Origin of the sequence: uncultured Tepidimonas sp. (assembly GCF_938045175.1) — a bacterium.
Lineage (GTDB): Bacteria > Pseudomonadota > Gammaproteobacteria > Burkholderiales > Burkholderiaceae_C > Tepidimonas.
This window is the reverse complement of the sequence record NZ_CALIND010000181.1, coordinates 1-18,651: the sequence shown is the minus strand read 5'-3', so window position 1 is coordinate 18,651 and position 18,651 is coordinate 1. Positions and strand designations below refer to the sequence as shown.

Genomic DNA, 18,651 nt, shown 5'->3' with positions numbered 1-18,651 from the left:
CAAGTCGTGCCCTTGGGCGGCCACGATCCGGGCCCGGATGAACTCCCCCGTGCGGAACGTTTTGCTCAGCTTCTCCGGCGGCAGCAATTGCACCGTGCCGTCGATCTCCGGCGCATCGGCGTAGGTGCGGCCCACCCCGCCCTTCTTGCCCAACCCGACCGCCTGGTCCACCAACACCTGCATGGTCGCGCCCACGCGGCGCTGCAGGCGCTCGATCGCCACGGCCTCCGCCACCGCCATGAATCGGGCCCGGCGCTCCTCGCGCACCGCATCGGGCAAAGCCCCCGGGAGCGCATTGGCCGCCGCCCCCTGCACCGGCGAGTAGGCAAAACAGCCCGCCCGGTCGATCTGCGCCTCGCGCACGAAGTCGAGCAGATGGGCAAACTCCTCCTCCGTCTCGCCCGGAAAGCCGGCGATGAAGGTGCTACGCACGACCAGCTCGGGACAGATCTCGCGCCAACGGCGGATGCGCTCCAGGTTGCGCTCGCCGCTGGCCGGGCGCTTCATGCGCCGCAACACGTCCGGGTGGCTGTGCTGGAACGGTACGTCCAAATACGGCAGCACCCATCCCTCGGCCATCAGCGGCACCACCTCGTCCACGTGCGGGTAGGGGTAGACGTAGTGCAACCGCACCCAGGCGCCATGCGCACGCGCCAGCATCCCCAGCTCGCGCACCAGCTCGAGCATGCGGGTGCGAATCGGGCGGCCCTCCCAAAAACCCGTGCGGTACTGTACGTCCACCCCGTAGGCGGACGTATCCTGGCTGATGACGAGCAGCTCTTTGACGCCGCCTTCGAACAAGCGCCGCGCCTCGGTCAGCACGTCGCCGATGGGCCGGCTGACCAAATCACCCCGCATGGACGGGATGATGCAAAACGTGCAGCGGTGGTTGCAACCCTCGCTGATCTTGAGGTAGGCGTAATGGCGGGGGGTGAGCTTGACTCCGACACCATCGATGGCGTTGCTCGGCGGGGGCACCAAGTCCACGAAGGGATCGTGCGGCTTGGGCACGTGCGCGTGCACCGCCGCTAACACCTCGTCGGTGGCGTGCGGGCCGGTGACCGCCAGCACGGCCGGGTGCAGCGACCGCACCAGGTTGTCACCATGCTCGTTGGCCCGCGCACCCAGGCAGCCGGTGACGATGACCTTGCCGTTGTCGCGCAGCGCCTCGCCGATGGCGTCCAGGCTCTCCTTGACGGCGTCGTCGATGAAGCCGCAAGTGTTGACGATGACGAGATCGGCGTCCTGATAGGTCTTGCTGGTGCGGTAGCCCTCGGCGCTCAGACGCGTGAGGATGAGCTCGGAGTCCGTCAATGCCTTGGGACAACCCAGGCTGACAAAACCGATGGTGGGTGCAGCCGCGGCGGGTCGCCCGCTGGTCGCGAGTTCGGAGGTCGGGGTGGACATCCCCGTATTGTCTCAGGTCAATGCGGCCGTTTGATGCCGAACGCGCTGAGCATCTGCTCCTGCATTTGGGCAAATGCCTTTTGCTGCTGGGCAAAAAAATGGCTCATGGCCAACGGCGGTTGCGCGGCCATGAACTGCTGCCACAGCTCGGGCGTCAGCTCCTTGGCCTGCTCGGCCATCTTCTGCTGCAGCTCCATGAAGATCTGCAGGTTGCGCTCCAGGTACGAGCCCATGAAGTCCTGCATCGCATGGCCGTAGAAACGGATGATGTTGGCGAGCATCTTCTCCGAGAACAGGGGCACACCCGCCGTCTCCTCTTCCAGAATGATCTGCAGCAGGATGGCGCGCGTGAGGTCCTCACCCGTCTTGGCATCGCGCACGACGAACGGCTCGGCCCGCATGACCAACGCCTTGACGTCACTGAGCGTGATGTAGGACGACGAATCGGTGTCATACAGGCGGCGATTGGGATACTTCTTGATGACACGCACCGTCGGCGTGCCGGCCGACGGCGACTCGGCATCGGATGGTTCGGCCTGGTTGGCCTTCGTGGACTGCACGTCACGGACTCCTGAGACGATAGCTGCACCTGCTGCCGCGCGACTGCACGACACCCCGCGGGGCATTGTAGAGCGCTCGAGCCGGCACGCCCAGCGGGGATTTCCCGGCCTCGGCACGGGCGGCCGATGGCGCCCGCCCGCTCAACGACCGTGCGACGCATCCAAGCCCAGGCGCTGGCGCACGGCCTCGTACAGACAGACGGCGCTGGCCACCGAGACGTTGAGGCTCTCCACCGCCCCGCGCATGGGGATGGCCACGAGCTCGTCGCACGTGCGGCGCACCAGTGCGCGCATGCCCTTGCCCTCGGCCCCCATCACCACCGCAGCGGGCCCGCGCCAGTCGTACTGATACAGCGTGCGCGGCGCATCGTCGCTGGTGCCGACCACCCAGATGCCACGCTCTTTGAGCGCCTCCAAGGTGCGTGCGAGGTTGGTCACCAGAAAAAACGGTACCGTCTCGGCAGCCCCGCTGGCCACCTTGGCCACGGTCGCATTCAGGCCACAGGACTGGTCCTTGGGCGCGATGACGGCGTGTGCCCCCGCGCCGTCGGCCACGCGCAGACAAGCCCCCAGGTTGTGGGGGTCCGTCACGCTGTCGAGCACCAGTAGCAGGGGCGGGTCGGCCCGGCGCTCGGCCTCGGAGCGGGCCTCCAATTGGTCCAGCCGATCGTCCAACGTGCGGGCCTGTTCGACCGGATGCACACGCGCCACCACGCCCTGGTGATGCCCACCGCCCGCCAGCCGGGCCAGCCGCGCCCCGTCGGCCTCGATGACGCGCACGCCCGCCTCTTGCGCGCGCTGCAGGAATTGGCGCATGCGCGCGTCGCGTCGGGCAGGGTCGACATAGACCTCCAACACGGTGGTCGGTGCGATCTTGAGCCGCACGCCCACGGCGTGAAAGCCAAACAGGATTTTGGGTTCGGAAGCCATGGGGCGCGATTATGCGCCCGGCACCCATTCGCGGGCGCGCCCGGCTTCGATCGCGATGCGCCGCTCGCAGCGTGCGGCGATCGCCGGGTCGTGCGTCACCAACACCAGCGTCGTGCCGTGCTCGCGGTTGAGGTCGAACATCAGCTGCATCACGCGCTCGCCCGTGGCGTGGTCTAGGCTGCCAGTCGGTTCGTCGGCCAGCAGCACGGCCGGCTCGACGACGAACGCGCGCGCCAGCGCCACACGCTGCTGCTCGCCGCCGGAGAGCACCCGGGGGTAGTGCCCCAGCCGCTCGCCCAGACCCACGCGCTCGAGCATGCGGCGCGCCGCCGCGCGCGCATCACGCCGCCCGGCCAGCTCCAGCGGCAGCATGACATTTTCCAGTGCGGTCAGGTTGGCCAGCAACTGAAAGCTCTGGAACACGAAGCCGACCTGGCGCGCGCGCAGCGCCGCGCGGGCGTCTTCGTCCAGCGCGAAAATGTCGACACCGCCGAGGTGAACCGTGCCCGTTGTGGGCGTATCCAACCCCGCGATGAGCGACAGCAATGTGCTCTTGCCCGAGCCAGACGCACCCACGATGGCCAACGTCTGACCGGCGGCAACGGAGAAATCGACCTCGTGCAAGATGTGCAGCGTGCCCGTGGCGTCCGTGACCGATTTGGACAGGCGCTGCACCGTGATGATGGATGTGGACATGAAAGGCGGTTTGGAGTGAATCGACGAGACTGTAACGCGCTGCTGCTGGGCGCGCTGGCGCTGGCGTGCTTGCCAGTCAGAGCGCACGCCCAGGCCGCAGGTTCCACACCCGTGGTGCTGGTGGTAGGCGACTCACTGAGTGCCGAGTATGGCCTGGTACGCGGCAGCGGCTGGGTGGCGCTGCTGGAGCGGCGGCTGGCGCAGGCGGGGCGACGCGTGCGCGTGGTCAACGCCAGCGTCAGCGGCGACACCACCGCGGGCGGCCGCTCGCGCCTGCCGGCGCTGCTGGCGCAGCACCGGCCCGCCGTCGTCATCATCGAGCTGGGTGGCAACGATGCGCTGCGTGGCCTGCCGCTGCAGAGCACGCGCGACAACCTGCGCGCCATGATCCGCGCCAGCCGCGCCGCCGGTGCCCGCGTGTTGCTGCTGGGCATGGACATGCCCCCCAACTACGGCGAGCGCTTCCGCGCCGACTTTCGCGCCCTCTACACCGACTTGGCGCGCGAGGAGAAAGTGGCGCTGGTTCCGTTCTTCTTGGCCGGCGTTGCCGACGTCGCCCACGCTCCCACGCTGTTTCAAGACGACCGCATCCACCCCAACGAGCGCGCGCAACCCATCCTGCTGGACAACGTTTGGCCGGCGTTGCAGCCACTGCTACCACGGGGATAAGCGCCGATAGGCCGAGCGGGCCAGCCTCGCACACTCTCCCGTTCACGGCATCACGGTAACACTCGAAGCGCCTGTGCGAGATCCGCACGCAAATCGTCCACGTCCTCCAGGCCAACGGCCAAGCGCACCAGCCGCGGTGCGTGCGGCCACGGGCGCTGGCGCAGCGTCGGCACGTCATAGGGGACGCACAAACTGACCGGACCAGCCCAGCTGTAGCCCAGGCGGAACAGCCGCAGCGCGTCGCAAAACGCATCCACCTGCGGTGGGCTCACGGCGGCGTCGAACACGACGCTAAAGAGCGCGGCGGCCCCGCGCGCGTCGCGCTGCCAGGCCGCGTGCCCCGGGGAGTCGGGCAGCGCCGGGTGCAAGACGCGCGCCACGCGCGGCTGCTTGCGCATCCAGGCTGCCAGTGTGCGGGCAGCAGCGTCTTGCGCGCGGTAGCGCAGCGGCAGGCTGGGCAGACCGCGCAGCACGGCTTCCACATCGTTGGCGCCCACGCCCAGCCCTAAGCGCATGTGCGTCATCAGCAGCATCTGGTGTAGGGCGTCGTCGCGCGTGACGACGGCGCCCATGAGCACGTCGGCGCCACCGCTGGGGTATTTGGTCAGGGCCTGCATGGCCACGTCGACCCCCAGCTCGAACGGCCGCAGCGCCACGCCCGCCCCCCAGGTGTCATCCAGCGCGGTCACGATGGGGCGCTCGCGCCCTGCGTTGGCGGCGCGCACCACGGCCAGCAGCGCGGGCAGATCGGGAAATTCGAGCGTCACGGAACCCGCTGCCTCCAGCCACACCAGGCGTGTGCGCGGGGTGATCGCCGCCGCCAGGTCGACGGGGTCCATCGGGTCGTAGATGCGATGCCCGATGCCCCACTGGGCCAGCTCGTGCGCGGCCAATGCTTTGTTGGGCCCGTAGGCGTTGTCGGGCAGCAGCACCTCGTCGCCGCTGCGCAGCAGCGCCAAGTCCACCAGGGCGATGGCCGCCAGCCCGCTCGGCGTCAATACGCAGTGCCGACCCCCTTCCAGCGTGGCCAGGCGCTCCTCGAGCACGAAGGTGGTGGGCGTGCCATGCAATCCATAGGTGTAGCCGGACTTGTCCTGCCAGCGGCGCTCGCGCATGGCCGCCACGTTGGGAAAAAACACCGTGGAGGCTTTGTGCACCGCCACGGGTACGGCATCGAACCCTGAGGGCGCACGGTAGGGGTGATGGATCAGCCGGGTGGCCTCACCCATCCCTGCGGAGGGGTTCAGACTTTCCACTTGGCCAGCAGCTGCTGCGGACGCAGGTTGTCGTAGCACTCGAACGGCTGATGGATCCAGGGGTTGGTCGGCAGGAATTCGACCGAATAGTCGGGTGTGAAGACCGAAACCGCCTTGGTCCAGAGGACGGCGCTGCGCAGCTCGGTAATCGGCGGATAGTTGCTGCGCAGCATTTCGATGACCGCCTTGAGCGTGTGCCCCGAATCGGCCAGGTCATCGACGAGCAGCACGCGGCCCGCGATCTCCCCTTTGGGCGTCGTGATGTAGCGCGCGATGTCGAGCTGGCCGCGCACCGTGCCGCCTTCGGCGCGGTACGAACTGGTGGACATGATGGCCAGCGGCTTGTCGAAGATGCGGCTGAGGATGTCGCCCGGACGCATGCCACCGCGGGCCAGGCACAGAATGGTGTCGAACTCCCAACCCGACTGATAAATCTGGATCGCGAGTTTTTCGATCAGGTTGTGATACTCGTCGTACGAGACGTAGAGGTGCTTGCCGTCTTCGGTCAGCATGGGAGCCCCCGGATGAAAAAGCCTCAGCGGCGGGTTAGGCCGCAAACGGATGACGCACCAGGATCGTGTGATCCCGATCGGGACTGGTCGAGATGACGTGGATGGGCACGCCCGTCACCGCTTCGATGCGCTCCAGATAGCGGCGTGCGTTGAGCGGCAGATCCTCGTAGCGCGTCACGCCCGCGGACGTCTCGCTCCAGCCGGGCAGCGTTTCGTAGATCGGCTCGCAGCGCTCGATCTCGTCGGCCCCCAGCGGCAGCAGATCGATTTCGCGGCCGTCGAGCCGGTAGCCCACGCACAGCTTGAGCTCGGGCAGGCCGTCGAGCACGTCCAGCTTGGTGATGCACAGGCCCGACAGGCCGTTGACCTGCGCCGAGCGCTTGAGCAGCGCGGCGTCGAACCAGCCGCAGCGCCGGGCCCGGCCGGTCGTGGTGCCCTTCTCGGCACCCACGGTGGCCATGTGCCAGCCGGGCGTGCCTTCGGTTTGCCAGTCCAGTTCCGTCGGGAACGGGCCGCCGCCCACGCGCGTACAGTATGCTTTGGTGATGCCCAGCACGTAGTGCAGCAAGCCCGGCCCGACCCCCGCGCCCGCCGCCGCGTTGCCCGCGACGCAGTTGCTGGAGGTCACGAACGGGTAGGTGCCGTGGTCGATGTCGAGCAAGGTGCCCTGCGCGCCTTCAAACAATAGGTTGGCACCTTGCCGGTGGGCCTCGTTGAGCTCACGCGACACGTCGGCAATCATGGGGCGCAGCTGCTCGGCATGGCGCATCGCCTCCTCGAACACCGGCTCGAAGCGCACCCGGCCCGCCTCCAGGTAGGGCTGCAGCGCCGGCCCCCACTCGATCGATGCCGACCCCAAGTACGTGGTCAGCACGTGGTTGTGCCAGTCGAGCAGCTCGCGCAGCTTGGCCGCGAAGCGCTCTGGGTATTGCAGATCTTGCACCCGCAGCGCGCGCCGCGCGACTTTGTCCTCGTAGGCCGGGCCGATGCCGCGACCGGTGGTGCCGATCTTGGCCGCGCCTGACCGTTCCTTGGCCACCTCGCGCGCGACGTCGACCGCGGCGTGAAACGGCAAGATCAGCGGACACGCTTCGCTGATGCGCAGGCGCGAGCGCACCTCGACACCGGCGCGCTCCAGGCCCTCGATTTCCTCCAGCAGCTTGGCCACCGACAACACCACCCCGTTGCCGATGTAGCACGTCACCCCCGGGCGCATGATGCCGCTGGGGATAAGGTGCAGCGCCGTCTTGACGCCACCGATGACCAGGGTGTGTCCGGCATTGTGCCCGCCTTGAAAGCGCACCACCCCCTGCGCGGTCTCGGTCAGCCAGTCGACCAGCTTGCCCTTGCCTTCGTCCCCCCACTGGGTCCCCACCACCACCACGTTGCGCCCCGGCTGGGGCTGAAAAGCCTTGTCGTTCATCGCAAACGGTCGCTCGATCGGTTTTGCTGGAAAGAAGGTCCCATCCCCGTGCGGCCAGCTCACCCCGCCGGAGCGAGCGGTTGCACCCGCCACTCGCCGTCGCGCTCCACCAGTTCACGGTCGCAGGCAAATTCATCGACTTCGTGTTCGTGACCCGGCAGCACGCACACGACCGTCTCGCCCGCCGCGCGTAGCCGCGCGATCGCGGCCCGCAGCGCGGCGTCGTGGCGCCAAGGGGCCCGAATCGCCGGTCGCAGCGGGGCCGCGGCCACCAGCCGCACGAGCTGCTTGATGTCGAGGCTAAAACCCGCCGCCGGGCGCCGACGCCCAAAGATGGCACCCACCTCGTCGTAGCGACCGCCACGGGCGATCTCCTCGGGCGCCCTGCCCTCGCCCGCCCCCAGCAGCGAAAACCGCACGCCGGTATAGTAGGCGTAGCCGCGCAGGTCCGCCAGGTCGAATGTGACTTCGACGTCCGGGGCGTGCTCGCGCAACCGCGCCGCCAGCCAGGCCAGATCGTCGAGGGCGCGCTGCAAACGCTCGCCGCCCGGCAGTCGCTGCCGTGCGGCGAGCAACACAGCCGCATCGCCGTACAGCTCGGGCAGGGCCAACACCCCTTGCGCGACGGGCGTGGGCAAGCCAGCCGCGAGCCGGGCCAGCGTGGCGGCGTCCTTGGTTGCCAACGCGGCATGGATACGCTCCACCGTCACTGGGGTGGCGCCACAGCCGTCGAGCACCGCATCGACGACGCGCACGTCGCCCAGATCGACGACCAAACGCCGCACGCCCGCGACACGCAGCGCATCCAGCGCCAGTTCCAGCACTTCCAGGTCGGCCTCGAGCCCCGCGTGGCCGTAAATCTCCGCGCCGAACTGCAGCGGCTCGCGGCTGCCATGCGCGGCATCCACCCGCGTGTGCAACACGGGACCGCAGTAGCACAGCCGGGTGACCCCCTGCCGGTTGAGCAGGTGGGCGTCGATGCGGGCCACCTGCGGTGTGGTGTCGGCGCGCAAACCAAGCAGACGCCCCGAGAGTTGATCCACCAGCTTGAAGGTCTGCAGATCGAGCGCCTCGCCAGTGCCGGTCAGCAGCGACTCCAGGTGCTCGAGCAACGGGGGAATGACCAGCTCGTAGCCATAGCCGCGGGCGGCTTCGAGCAGGCAACGGCGCAAATCTTCGATGTGGCGCGCCTCGGAGGGCAGCACATCGGCGATGTGGTCCGGCAACAGCCAGGCAGACATGGGTGGTTCGACGTCGGGCAAAGGCCGGATTCTACCCTGGCCCCGCCCCGTATGACGCGCAGCCGCGCGCGGCACCGAATCAGCGGCCACCGGCGGCCGCCGTTCCCTTGAACGCCTTGAAAAACTCGGACGACGGGTCGACGATCAGCACGTCGCCCTTGCCGGCGAAGGTGGCCTTGTACGCCTCCAGGCTGCGGTAGAACTGAGCGAACGCCGGGTCTTTGCCAAAAGCCTGGCTGTAAATGCGCGCCGCCTCGGCATCACCTTCACCCTTGATCTTTTGTGCCGTGCGGTAGGCTTCGGCCAGCAGCACCTCGCGTTCGCGGTCGGCTTCGGCACGGATTTTTTCGCCTTCAGCAAAACCGGTCGAGCGCAGTTCATTGGCCACGCGCTTGCGCTCCGCCTCCATGCGGTCGTAGACAGAGCGAGTGATCGACTCGGCGTAATCGATGCGCGAGATGCGCACGTCCACCACGTCCATCCCCCAGGGCTTCTCGGCCCCCCGCACGGCAGCCAGCACCTCGCGCTGCACGGCCGCCATCAACTCCTCGCGCTTGACGGACAGCAACTCGCGCAGCGTGCGCTTGTTGACCTCTTGTTGGAAGGCGTTGCGCACCACGCGGTTGAGCTGCGCCGCGCCGGCCCGCTCGTCGAGCCCCACGTTGCGGATGTAGGCCGAGGGGTCGGAGATGCGCCAGCGCACGTACCAGTCGATGACGACGCGCTGCTTCTCGGCGGTGAGCGTCGGCTCGGTGTCGGTGCTCTCCAGCGTCAGCAGCCGTTTGTCGATGTACGACACGTTTTGAAACGGTGGCGGCAGTTTGACGTTCAGCCCGGGTTCGGTGACCACCTTGCGAATCTGGCCGAACTGAAACACGACGCCGAACTGGCGCTGATCGACCACGAACAGGGTGGAGCTGGCAATCGCCAGCAACACGAGCAGCGAAGAAGCGATGAATCCGATGCGGTTGATCATGGTAGGACTCCGGTCAACGCCCTTCACGGTCGCGGCTGCGCAGGTCGTCGCGGCTGCGCGCATCGGCACCCGACGCACCCGCTGCGGCTGCCGCGGGGGTGGTCGCCGCTGCCGCGCCGGCCGACGCGGATGCCCCCTGGCTAACCTGTTGCATGATCTTGTCCAGCGGCAGGTACAGCAGATTGGACTGCTGGCGCGTGTCGATCAGCACCTTGGTCACGTTGGCGTAGATTTGCTGCATCGTCTCGAGGTACATGCGTTCGCGGGTGACTTGCGGTGCCTTGGCGTACTCGGCCTGCACGAGCGAGAAGCGTTGCGCGTCACCCTGGGCTTGCGCGACGATACGCGCTTTGTAGCCCTGAGCTTCCTCCAGCAGGCGGGCCGCCGCACCACGGGCGCGCGGCACCACGTCGTTGGCATACGCCTGGGCTTCGTTCTTCGCGCGCTCTCGCTCTTGGCCCGCTTTGAGCACGTCGTCGAACGCGGCCTGCACCTGCTCGGGCGGGCGCACGCCCCCGGACTGCAGGTTGATACCCACGACCTCGATGCCGACGTTGTAGCGATCGAGAAGGTTTTGCATGAGCGTGCGCACGCGCGGAGCGATCTGCTCGCGCTCCTCGGCCAGCGCCGCGTCCATCTTCATTTTGCCCACGACTTCGCGCACCGCCGTCTCGGCGGCCTTGACCACGGCTGCGTCCGGGTCGCGGCTGTTGAACAAGTAGGCACGCGCGTCACTCAGCCGGTACTGCACGGCGAACTTGATCTCGACGATATTTTCGTCCTCGGTCAGCATGGCCGACTCGCGCAGGCCGGTGGCGCGCACGATGGCGTCGCGCCCGATGTCGACCGAGCGGATCTGGGTGACAAATACCGTTTCGTGGCGCTGGATGGGGTATGGCAGCCGCCAATTGAAACCCGCGCCCACGGTGCTGTGGTAGCGGCCAAACTGGGTGATGACGGCCTGTTGGCCTTCCTGCACGATGAAAAAGCCCGATCCCAGCCAGATCAAGACCGCCACGCCGACGATCAGGCCGGCGCCGATCCCGGCGCCCTTGGGGTCGGGCCGCATCGGCCCGCCGCCGTCGCCACGGCCCCAGCCACCGCGGTCGTCACCAGGCGGACGGCCGCCACCGCCACGGCCACCAAATAAGCCACCGAGCTTGCGATTGAAGTCGCGCCACAGCTCGTCGAGGTCCGGCGGGGTCTGACCGCCGCCAGGCCGGCGCTGGCCGTCGCTGCCGCGCCCCTCACCATCGCCGTCACCACGCCCCCAGCGGGGGTCGTTGAGGTTGAACACCGCACGCAAACGATGCCACCAGCGTGGCTGCATCGCCGACCTATGCGGGGTGCGCTCGCGTCCGAGGGGCGCGGCGTCCGAGGGAAAGTCGCTCATGGATGGATGATGGGATCGTTGATGGGCAGTGTTATTGTGCCGAATTGTGAGTCACCCTCGTCATGGGTCGGCACCGTCAGCCGGGCGGCGACCGCCTCGGCCACGGCTTGGCGCAGAAGTCCCAAGCCCTCGCCCGTGTGGGCGCTCACAAACACCCGAGTCACCGCACGCCCCTCGAGTTCCGTGACATCACGCGGATGCTGCGGCCGCCGCTCGGGTGGCAGGGCGTCGATCTTGTTGAACACCAGGATCTGCGGGATCTCGGCAGCGCCGATCTCGTGCAGCACCTGCATGACGTTGTCGATCTGCTCGGGATGCTGCGGATTGGACGCATCGACCACGTGCAGCAACAGGTCGGCGTCGCGCGCCTCTTGCAGGGTGGCGGCAAACGCTTCGACCAGCGTGTGTGGCAGATCACGGATGAAGCCCACGGTATCCGACAGTGACACGCTGCAGCCGACCTCGCCCAGGTAGAGCTGGCGGGTGGTGGTGTCGAGCGTGGCGAACAGTTGGTCGGCCGCATAGGCGCGCGCCTTGACCAGCGCGTTGAACAGCGTGGACTTGCCGGCGTTGGTGTAGCCCACCAGCGAAACATTGAACGCGCCGCGCCGCTCACGCAGGCGCCGCTGCGTGCGGCGCTGGCGCTTGACGCGCTCGAGCCGCTCGCGCGTGCGGGCGATGGCCTCGGCGATCATGCGCCGGTCGAGTTCGATCTGCGTCTCGCCGGGGCCGCCGCGCAGCCCGATGCCGCCGCTTTGCCGCTCCAGGTGCGACCAGCGCCGCACGAGCCGCGTCGACAGGTATTGCAGCCGGGCCAGCTCGACCTGCAGCTTGCCCTCGTGGCTGCGCGCGCGCTGGGCGAAGATGTCCAGAATCAACAACACGCGGTCGTTGACCGGCATCTTCAAGTGGCGCTCGAGGTTGCGCTGCTGCGCCGGGCTGAGCGCTTGGTCGAACAGGACTTCACTGGCACCGTGGGCCGCCGCCAGCGCCCCGATCTCGTCCGCTTTGCCGGAGCCGACGTACAGCGCCGCATCGGGCGCGCGCCGGCGGCAGACGACTTTGTCACAAACCCGGTAGCCGGCCGACTCGGCCAACTGGGCCAGCTCGTCGAGAGTGGCGTCGAACGACGCCTGCCCGATGTCGACGCCAACCAGGATGACGCCCGGGGCCGCGTTCGATGGGGTGACCGGCGGGGCGCTCGTCACGACGCCGAAGACGCCTCAGCGGGCTGCCCCACCGTGAATTGCACCGGGCGACCCGGCACGATGGTGGAGATGGCGTGCTTGTACACCATCTGCGTGACGGTGTTGCGCAGCAGCACCACGTACTGGTCGAAGGATTCGATCTGTCCCTGCAACTTGATGCCGTTGACCAGGTAGATCGACACCGGCACGTGCTCGCGCCGCAGTTGGTTCAGAAACGGGTCCTGCAGGAGTTGGCCTTTGTTGTTGCTCACGATATCTTCCGTGTTCCGTTCAAGGAAAAAATGGGGGACGCCGAAGTTACCACAAAAGCGCCCAGCCCGCCGTGCGCCTGGGATCGGCGCGTCAGCGGTAGGGATTGTCCTGCGTCTTGAACTCGATGCGCAACGGTGTACCGACGAGGTCGAACGCCTTGCGAAAGCGCGCCTCCAGGTAGCGCCGATAGGCATCGCCCACGTGTTCGAGCGAGTTGCCGTGGATGACGATGACCGGCGGGTTTTGCCCCCCCTGATGCGCGTAGCGCAGCTTGGGCCGAAACATTCCACTCTTGGGCGGCGCCTGAAACGCCACCGCTTCCTGCAGCAGCCGGGTCAGCACTGGGGTTGGCATCTTGACCATCGCCGACTCGTAGGCGCGCGCGATCGACTTCCACAGCGCCTGGATGCCCTGCCGCTTGCGCGCCGAGATCGTGTGCAGCGGAGCAAACTTCAGAAACGCGAGCCTCGCCTCGATCGAGCGCTGCAGCAGCTGGCGCTGGTAGTCATCCACCGCGTCCCACTTGTTGACTGCCAGCACCACGGAGCGACCGCTGTCCAGGATATAGCCGGCGATGTGGGCGTCTTGCTCCGTGACGCCCTGCGTGGCGTCGAGCAGCAGCAGCACGACGTGCGCGTTTTCGATCGCCTGCAGTGTCTTGACGACGGAAAACTTCTCGACTGCCTCGAATACGCGCCCCTTGCGACGCAGACCGGCCGTGTCGATGAGCTCGAAGCGGTGCCCGTCGCGCTCGAACGGAACACGGATCGCGTCACGCGTGGTCCCCGGCAAATCGAACGCGACCAAGCGCTCTTCGCCGAGCCAAGCGTTGATGAGCGTGGATTTGCCCACGTTTGGGCGGCCCGCGACCGCCAGCCGAATGACCGCATCCTGCTCGGCGGGGGGCAGCGCCTCCTGTGTCTCGTCGGGCCAATGCAGCCGGTCGAGTGCGGCCTCGATCATCGAACGCACGCCCTGCCCGTGCGCTGCCGACACCGGGATCACCTCGCCCAAGCCCAGTTCGTAGAACTCGGCCAGTTGCGCGCCTTCGCGCATGCCCTCGGCCTTGTTGGCCACCAGCAAGCAGGGCTTAGCCAGCCGACGCAAATAGTCCGCGATATCGTGATCCTGCGCACTCAGACCGGCGCGCGCATCGACGACGAAGATGACCACGTCGGCCTCCGCCACCGCCTGCCGGGTTTGCTTGGCCATCTCGCGGTAGATGCCGCTTTCCGCGTCGGGCTCGAAGCCACCGGTGTCGATGACGATGAATTCGCGCCGCCCCAGCCGCGCATTGCCGTAATGCCGGTCGCGCGTGAGGCCCGGCATGTCGGCCACGATCGCGTCGCGGCTCTTGGTAATGCGGTTGAACAGCGTGGACTTGCCCACGTTGGGCCGTCCGACGAGGGCGACGACGGGCTTGAATCCGGTCATTCGGGACGCCACGCAAAAACCCCGCCGTTGCGGGTGACGGCCACCAAGGTGTTGCCCACGAGCACCGGCCCCTCGACGATGGCCGACCCATCGGTCGGCAGGCGGTTGAGGAAGGAACCGTCCGCGCGCGACAGCAGGTGCACGAAGCCCTGCGCGTCACCCACCGCCAGCGAACGCCCGAGCGCCAGCGGCGCCGACACCCCCCGGTGCAGCAGCCGCTCGTTGGCCCACACGCGCGCGCCGTCGCTGCGGCGCAGCGCCATCACGCGCCCGTTGGCCTCGACGGCGTAGACACGCTCGGCGTCGGCTTGCACGCCGGTGGCGCCGTCGGCCGGCTGGGTCCACAGCGTGCGCCCGCTGGCAGCATCCACACAGCCGACGGCGGACTGAAAGGCCCGCACGCACAGCACGTCGCCGTCGCGTCCCACACGGCCCACCAGATCGACCAGCCGTTCGATCTCGTTGGCGCCGCGCGAGCGGCCCACGGGAGCCTCCCAGCGCACGCGCCCATCGTCGGGATCGAGCCCCACCAAGCGGCCACCGATGCCCACGACCAGCGTGTTGCCGACGGCGCCGATCACCCCCGCTTGCTGCAGCACCAGGGGCTCGGTGCCGCGTGGCGCCTGCGACCACAAGCGCGCGCCCGACTGCGCGTCAAAGGCGGCGACGGAACGGTCACCGCCGAGCACGAACACCCGCTCTCCCGCCACGAACGGCGGTGTGAAGGTTCGCGACGGCAGGCGCTGGCGCCATGCCACGCCCCGTTCGGTGAGCACGACGAGGTCATTGGCGCGCGTCACCAGCGCCACGCGGCGCCCGTCGAAGCCGACGCCCGCGCCCATCGGCGCGCCGGCTTCGGCACGCCAGCGCACGCGCCCGGTCTCGCCCTCGAGCACCGTGACCGTACCGGCGGCATTGGCCAGCGCCACCGCACCCCCGTGCACGGCGGGCACCAGCAGGGGATCGACGGGGCCGATCGCCTGCGTCCAGACTTGCCGCGCGGGCACCAGCGCGACGACAGGCTCCAGCGGGGTGGGTTGCGGCTTGCGCGAGCCCGAGGCGCACCCGGCCACGGTCAGCGCCAGCAGCACCCCGGTCAGCCCCAACGCGAGGCGGCGCGTGGGGGCGAAAAATGGGCGGTCAAAGAAGTTCACGGCTTGGCCTCCGGTTCGGCGGTCGGATCGACACCCAGTGCGTTGAGCTTGGCCTCGACGATGGCCCGGTAGCCGAGCGCGCCGTCCATGCCGCGCCACGCCTCCAGGTACGCACTGCGCGCAGCATCGGTCTGCCCCTGTCGCTGCAGCAGGTCCCCACGCCGGTCGGCCCACCAGGGACGCATCGCCTCGGGCACGCGAGCGTCGAGCACCCGCTGCGCCGACTCCAGGTTGCCCGCGTCGATCTCCAGCCCCGCGAGATGCAGGCGCGCCACGGCGACCAGCGCCTCGTCGCGCCCGCGGTCGATGACGAACTGCAGCGCGGCGCGGGCGTCGTTGGCCTGATCGGCTTCGGCCAGCACGCGCGCCGCGAGCAACGCCCCGTGCTGGGCCTGGGTGGTGCGGGGCACCTGCGCCTGCAAATCGGCCCAGGCGCGGCGCACGCGCTCGATGTCGGCCGCTCGCGCCGCTTGCTCCAACTCATCGAACAACCCCGCCGCCTGCACCGCTTGGCGCTGCTGCCAAAACTGCCAGCCGTGGTAGGCAGCATAACTACCCAGCACGACGATCAGCAGCCAGGTGATCGCGTTGCCATACCGGGCCCAGAACGCCTTGAGTTGCGCGATCTGTTCCTGTTCTTCGAGGTCGTAATGCGACGCCATGCGTGAGCCGTAGAAAAATGAATGTAGCGAGGATTGTAGAGGGCGCGCTCAGGCCGCCGTGCGCGGGGTGCTCGGGGCACGCAGCTCGGACGCCCAATCGGCCACGCGCGCCAACGGCCGCGTGGTCTGGGCGCCCACGGTGCCGTCGGCACCGGCCCGCAAGGGCTTGATCGCCACCTGCCCCGCCGCGAGTTCGTCGCCCCCGAAGATGAGCGCGAAGCGCGCCCCACTGGCGTCGGCTTTTTTGAACTGCGACTTCATGCTCCCCAGCCCGTCCGGGCCGCTCGCGTGCATGAGCACGGACACGCCCGCGGCACGCAAAACGCGCAGCACGGGCATGACCTGCGGCCATGCGGCTGCGTCGGGCACGATGGCGTAGGCGTCCGGCACCGGCACCGACGGCAGGCGCTGCTGGGTTTTGAGCAGCTCCAAGACCCGTTCGACGCCCATGGCCCAGCCCACGCCGGGTGCGGACTTGCCGCCCACCTCGGCCGTCAGCCCGTCGTAGCGCCCGCCGGCGCAGACCGTGCCCTGCGCGCCCAGGGACTGGGTGACGAACTCGAACACCGTGTGGTGGTAGTAGTCCAACCCGCGTACCAGGCGTGGATTGACGCGATAGGCGATGCCCATGGCGTCGAGCAAGCGGCGCACGGTATCGAAATGCGCGAGCGACCCGGAGCCGAGGTGATCGAGCAGGCGCGGCGCGGCCTCCACCAGCGCCTGCATGGCGGGGTTTTTGGTGTCCAGAATGCGCAGCGGGTTGGTGTAGAGGCGTCGCTGGGCATCGGCGTCGAGCTGGTCCCGATGCTGCTCGAAATACGTGATGAGCGCCTGCCGGTGCGCCTGCCGCTCGGGCGGCTGGCCCAGCGTGTTGATCTCGAGCGTCACGTCCTGCAGCCCCAGTTCGCGCCACAGGTCGGCGGCCATGGCGATCAGCTCGGCATCGGCCTCCGGGCCGGCCAGCCCCAGCGCCTCGACGCCGATCTGATGAAACTGGCGGTAACGGCCACGCTGGGGTCGTTCATGCCGAAACATCGGCCCCATGTAGTACAGGCGCTTGGGGCCGTCGTACAGCAGCGAATGCTCCACCACCGCGCGCACCACACCGGCCGTGCCCTCGGGGCGCAGCGCAAGCTGCTCGCCGTTGAGCCGGTCCTCGAAAGCGTACATCTCTTTTTCGACGATGTCGGTGACTTCTCCCAGGCCGCGCACGAACAGCGCCAGCGGCTCGACGATGGGGGTACGGATGTTGCGGTAGCCATAGCGCGCGAACCATTCGCGCACGCGCGCCTCCAGCCACTCCCAGTGCGCGGAGTCGGGCGCAACGATGTCGTTCATGCCTTTGACGGCGGTGATTTTGTCGGTCATATCGATTCACAACGGCGCCGCTGCCACCAACGCAGCGGCGATCGGAAGAAAAACGGGGAAGGTCCTGCCAGCAGGCCCCACGCTCAGCCCGCCCCGCTCCCGAAACGGCGGGCAACGTAGTCTTCGACGATTTGGCGAAACTCCTCGGCGATGCGCTCACCGCGCAGCGTGGCGACCTTTTGACCATCGACGTACACCGGTGCTGCGGGGGCCTCACCGGTACCTGGCAAGCTGATACCGATGTCGGCATGCTTGCTCTCACCCGGCCCGTTGACGATGCAGCCCATGACGGCGAGCCTGAGGTTTTCCACACCGGGGTAGCGGCTGCGCCAGATCGGCATGGCCGCGCGCAGGTGGTCGTCGATCTGCTTGGCCAGTTCCTGAAACACCGTGCTCGTGGTGCGCCCGCACCCGGGACACGCGGTCACGCTGGGCACGAAGGCGCGCAACCCCAGCGCCTGCAGGATCTCGAGCGCCACCACCACCTCCTGCGTGCGCGGCTCGCCCGGCTGTGGCGTGAGGCTGACGCGAATCGTGTCGCCAATGCCCTGCTGCAGCAGCACCGCCAACGCCGCTGCCGAGGCGACCGTGCCCTTGGTGCCCATGCCGGCCTCGGTCAGCCCCAGGTGCAAGGGGTAGTCGCAGCGCCGCGCCAGTTCCTGGTACACGGCAATCAGATCCTGCGCGTTGCTAACCTTGCACGACAGCACGATATTTTCCGGTGCCATGCCGATCTCGATGGCACGCTCAGCCGAGGCCAGCGCGGAGGTGATGAGTGCTTCGTACATCACCTGGCGCGCATCCCAGGGCTGGGGCCGGCGGGCGTTGTCATCCATCAGCTGGCCGAGCAGTTCCGGGTCGAGACTGCCCCAGTTGACGCCAATGCGGATCGGCCGCCCCCACCGCAGCGCGGCTTCGACCATCTGCGCAAATTGACGGTCTTTCTTTTCGCCGCGGCCGACGTTGCCGGGGTTGATGCGGTACTTGGACAGCGCCTGCGCCATGGCCGGGTATTCGGCCAACAAGCGGTGCCCGTTGAAGTGGAAGTCGCCGATCAGTGGCACCGACACGCCCATGCGGTCGAGCTGCTCGCGGATATGCGGCACGGCGCGCGCGGCCTCGTCGTTGTTGACCGTGATGCGCACCAACTCGGATCCCGCCTGCGCCAGCTCCTTGACCTGGATCGCGGTAGCGATCACGTCGGCGGTGTCGGTGTTGGTCATGGACTGCACGCGGATCGGCGCACTGCCACCGACCGTGACGCGGTGGTCACCCCAGGCGACGACGCCCTGGCGTGTGCGCCGCGGCGCTGGCGCGCCCAACGGGATCGGCCGCTCAGTGTTGACAGTGGGTACGCCCGCGGCACGCGGGGGTTCGATGGCGGTCATGGGCGGTCAGGTTCGCGACGGCCACCCTCGTGCGCTGGCCCAAGGCCCCGTACTGATCGATGCCACGACGACGGGGAACGACGATCCCGTGTCGCTGAAGCGCGGCCGGATTCCCGGCGGGG

The 18,651-nt window shown here is 68.3% G+C and carries 18 protein-coding genes; 1 reads left to right on the top strand and 17 read right to left on the bottom strand.

Annotation, left to right across the window (positions count from 1 at the left end; genetic code table 11):
- The 4 genes from rimO to Q0716_RS09635 form a co-directional block, all read right to left on the bottom strand.
- A partial coding sequence (gene rimO, locus Q0716_RS09650; protein ID WP_299022623.1) for a 30S ribosomal protein S12 methylthiotransferase RimO occupies positions 1-1,407 on the bottom strand: 1,407 nt, incomplete at its 3' end.
- Positions 1,408-1,424: 17 nt separating this feature from the next.
- Positions 1,425-1,898, bottom strand: coding sequence for a polyhydroxyalkanoate synthesis repressor PhaR (gene phaR, locus Q0716_RS09645; protein ID WP_299022628.1), 474 nt, complete (start codon positions 1,896-1,898; stop codon positions 1,425-1,427).
- Positions 1,899-2,108: 210 nt separating this feature from the next.
- Positions 2,109-2,897: a 23S rRNA (guanosine(2251)-2'-O)-methyltransferase RlmB gene (gene rlmB, locus Q0716_RS09640; RefSeq protein ID WP_299022621.1), complete on the bottom strand. Its 789-nt coding sequence runs from the start codon at positions 2,895-2,897 to the stop codon at positions 2,109-2,111.
- 9 nt (positions 2,898-2,906) lie between these two features.
- Positions 2,907-3,593 carry an ABC transporter ATP-binding protein gene (locus Q0716_RS09635; protein ID WP_299022618.1) on the bottom strand — a complete coding sequence of 229 codons (687 nt, stop codon included), beginning with the start codon at positions 3,591-3,593 and terminating at the stop codon, positions 2,907-2,909.
- A gap of 54 nt (positions 3,594-3,647) precedes the next feature.
- On the opposite strand from Q0716_RS09635, the gene Q0716_RS09630 reads away from it, so the two are divergent.
- On the top strand, positions 3,648-4,262 hold the full coding sequence (locus Q0716_RS09630; RefSeq protein ID WP_299022627.1) for an arylesterase: 615 nt from the start codon (positions 3,648-3,650) through the stop codon (positions 4,260-4,262).
- A gap of 50 nt (positions 4,263-4,312) precedes the next feature.
- Here the strand turns inward: Q0716_RS09630 and Q0716_RS09625 are convergent, their stop codons facing one another.
- The 13 genes from Q0716_RS09625 to ispG form a co-directional block, all read right to left on the bottom strand.
- On the bottom strand, positions 4,313-5,491 hold the full coding sequence (locus tag Q0716_RS09625; RefSeq protein WP_299022615.1) for a cystathionine beta-lyase: 1,179 nt from the start codon (positions 5,489-5,491) through the stop codon (positions 4,313-4,315).
- Between the two features lie 14 nt (positions 5,492-5,505).
- On the bottom strand, positions 5,506-6,030 hold the full coding sequence (locus tag Q0716_RS09620; protein ID WP_299022613.1) for a phosphoribosyltransferase: 525 nt from the start codon (positions 6,028-6,030) through the stop codon (positions 5,506-5,508).
- Between the two features lie 34 nt (positions 6,031-6,064).
- The gene (locus Q0716_RS09615) at positions 6,065-7,453 is read right to left on the bottom strand and encodes an adenylosuccinate synthase (protein WP_299022610.1); all 1,389 of its coding nucleotides are present in this window, start codon (positions 7,451-7,453) and stop codon (positions 6,065-6,067) included.
- A 59-nt stretch (positions 7,454-7,512) separates the two neighbouring features.
- Entirely contained in the window at positions 7,513-8,694 is a 1,182-nt protein-coding gene (locus Q0716_RS09610; protein ID WP_299022607.1) for an ATP phosphoribosyltransferase regulatory subunit, read from the bottom strand.
- A gap of 79 nt (positions 8,695-8,773) precedes the next feature.
- Entirely contained in the window at positions 8,774-9,667 is an 894-nt protein-coding gene (hflC, locus tag Q0716_RS09605; protein WP_299022626.1) for a protease modulator HflC, read from the bottom strand.
- Positions 9,668-9,683: 16 nt separating this feature from the next.
- Positions 9,684-11,000 carry an FtsH protease activity modulator HflK gene (gene hflK, locus Q0716_RS09600; RefSeq protein WP_299022625.1) on the bottom strand — a complete coding sequence of 439 codons (1,317 nt, stop codon included), beginning with the start codon at positions 10,998-11,000 and terminating at the stop codon, positions 9,684-9,686.
- 59 nt (positions 11,001-11,059) lie between these two features.
- Positions 11,060-12,271 carry a GTPase HflX gene (hflX, locus tag Q0716_RS09595; protein ID WP_299022605.1) on the bottom strand — a complete coding sequence of 404 codons (1,212 nt, stop codon included), beginning with the start codon at positions 12,269-12,271 and terminating at the stop codon, positions 11,060-11,062.
- Positions 12,268-12,522 carry an RNA chaperone Hfq gene (gene hfq / locus Q0716_RS09590; RefSeq protein WP_299022603.1) on the bottom strand — a complete coding sequence of 85 codons (255 nt, stop codon included), beginning with the start codon at positions 12,520-12,522 and terminating at the stop codon, positions 12,268-12,270. Before hfq ends, hflX begins: the two co-directional genes overlap by 4 nt.
- Positions 12,523-12,613: 91 nt before the next feature.
- Positions 12,614-13,957 carry a ribosome biogenesis GTPase Der gene (gene der, locus Q0716_RS09585; protein WP_299022600.1) on the bottom strand — a complete coding sequence of 448 codons (1,344 nt, stop codon included), beginning with the start codon at positions 13,955-13,957 and terminating at the stop codon, positions 12,614-12,616.
- The gene (gene bamB / locus Q0716_RS09580; RefSeq protein WP_299022598.1) at positions 13,954-15,111 is read right to left on the bottom strand and encodes an outer membrane protein assembly factor BamB; all 1,158 of its coding nucleotides are present in this window, start codon (positions 15,109-15,111) and stop codon (positions 13,954-13,956) included. Before bamB ends, der begins: the two co-directional genes overlap by 4 nt.
- A complete protein-coding gene (locus tag Q0716_RS09575) occupies positions 15,108-15,773 on the bottom strand; it encodes a tetratricopeptide repeat protein (protein WP_299022595.1) in 666 nt (221 codons plus the stop codon). Before Q0716_RS09575 ends, bamB begins: the two co-directional genes overlap by 4 nt.
- Positions 15,774-15,821: 48 nt before the next feature.
- Positions 15,822-17,141: a histidine--tRNA ligase gene (gene hisS, locus Q0716_RS09570; protein ID WP_299022593.1), complete on the bottom strand. Its 1,320-nt coding sequence runs from the start codon at positions 17,139-17,141 to the stop codon at positions 15,822-15,824.
- Between the two features lie 83 nt (positions 17,142-17,224).
- A complete protein-coding gene (ispG, locus tag Q0716_RS09565; protein ID WP_299022590.1) occupies positions 17,225-18,529 on the bottom strand; it encodes a flavodoxin-dependent (E)-4-hydroxy-3-methylbut-2-enyl-diphosphate synthase in 1,305 nt (434 codons plus the stop codon).
- Positions 18,530-18,651 lie beyond the last annotated feature (122 nt).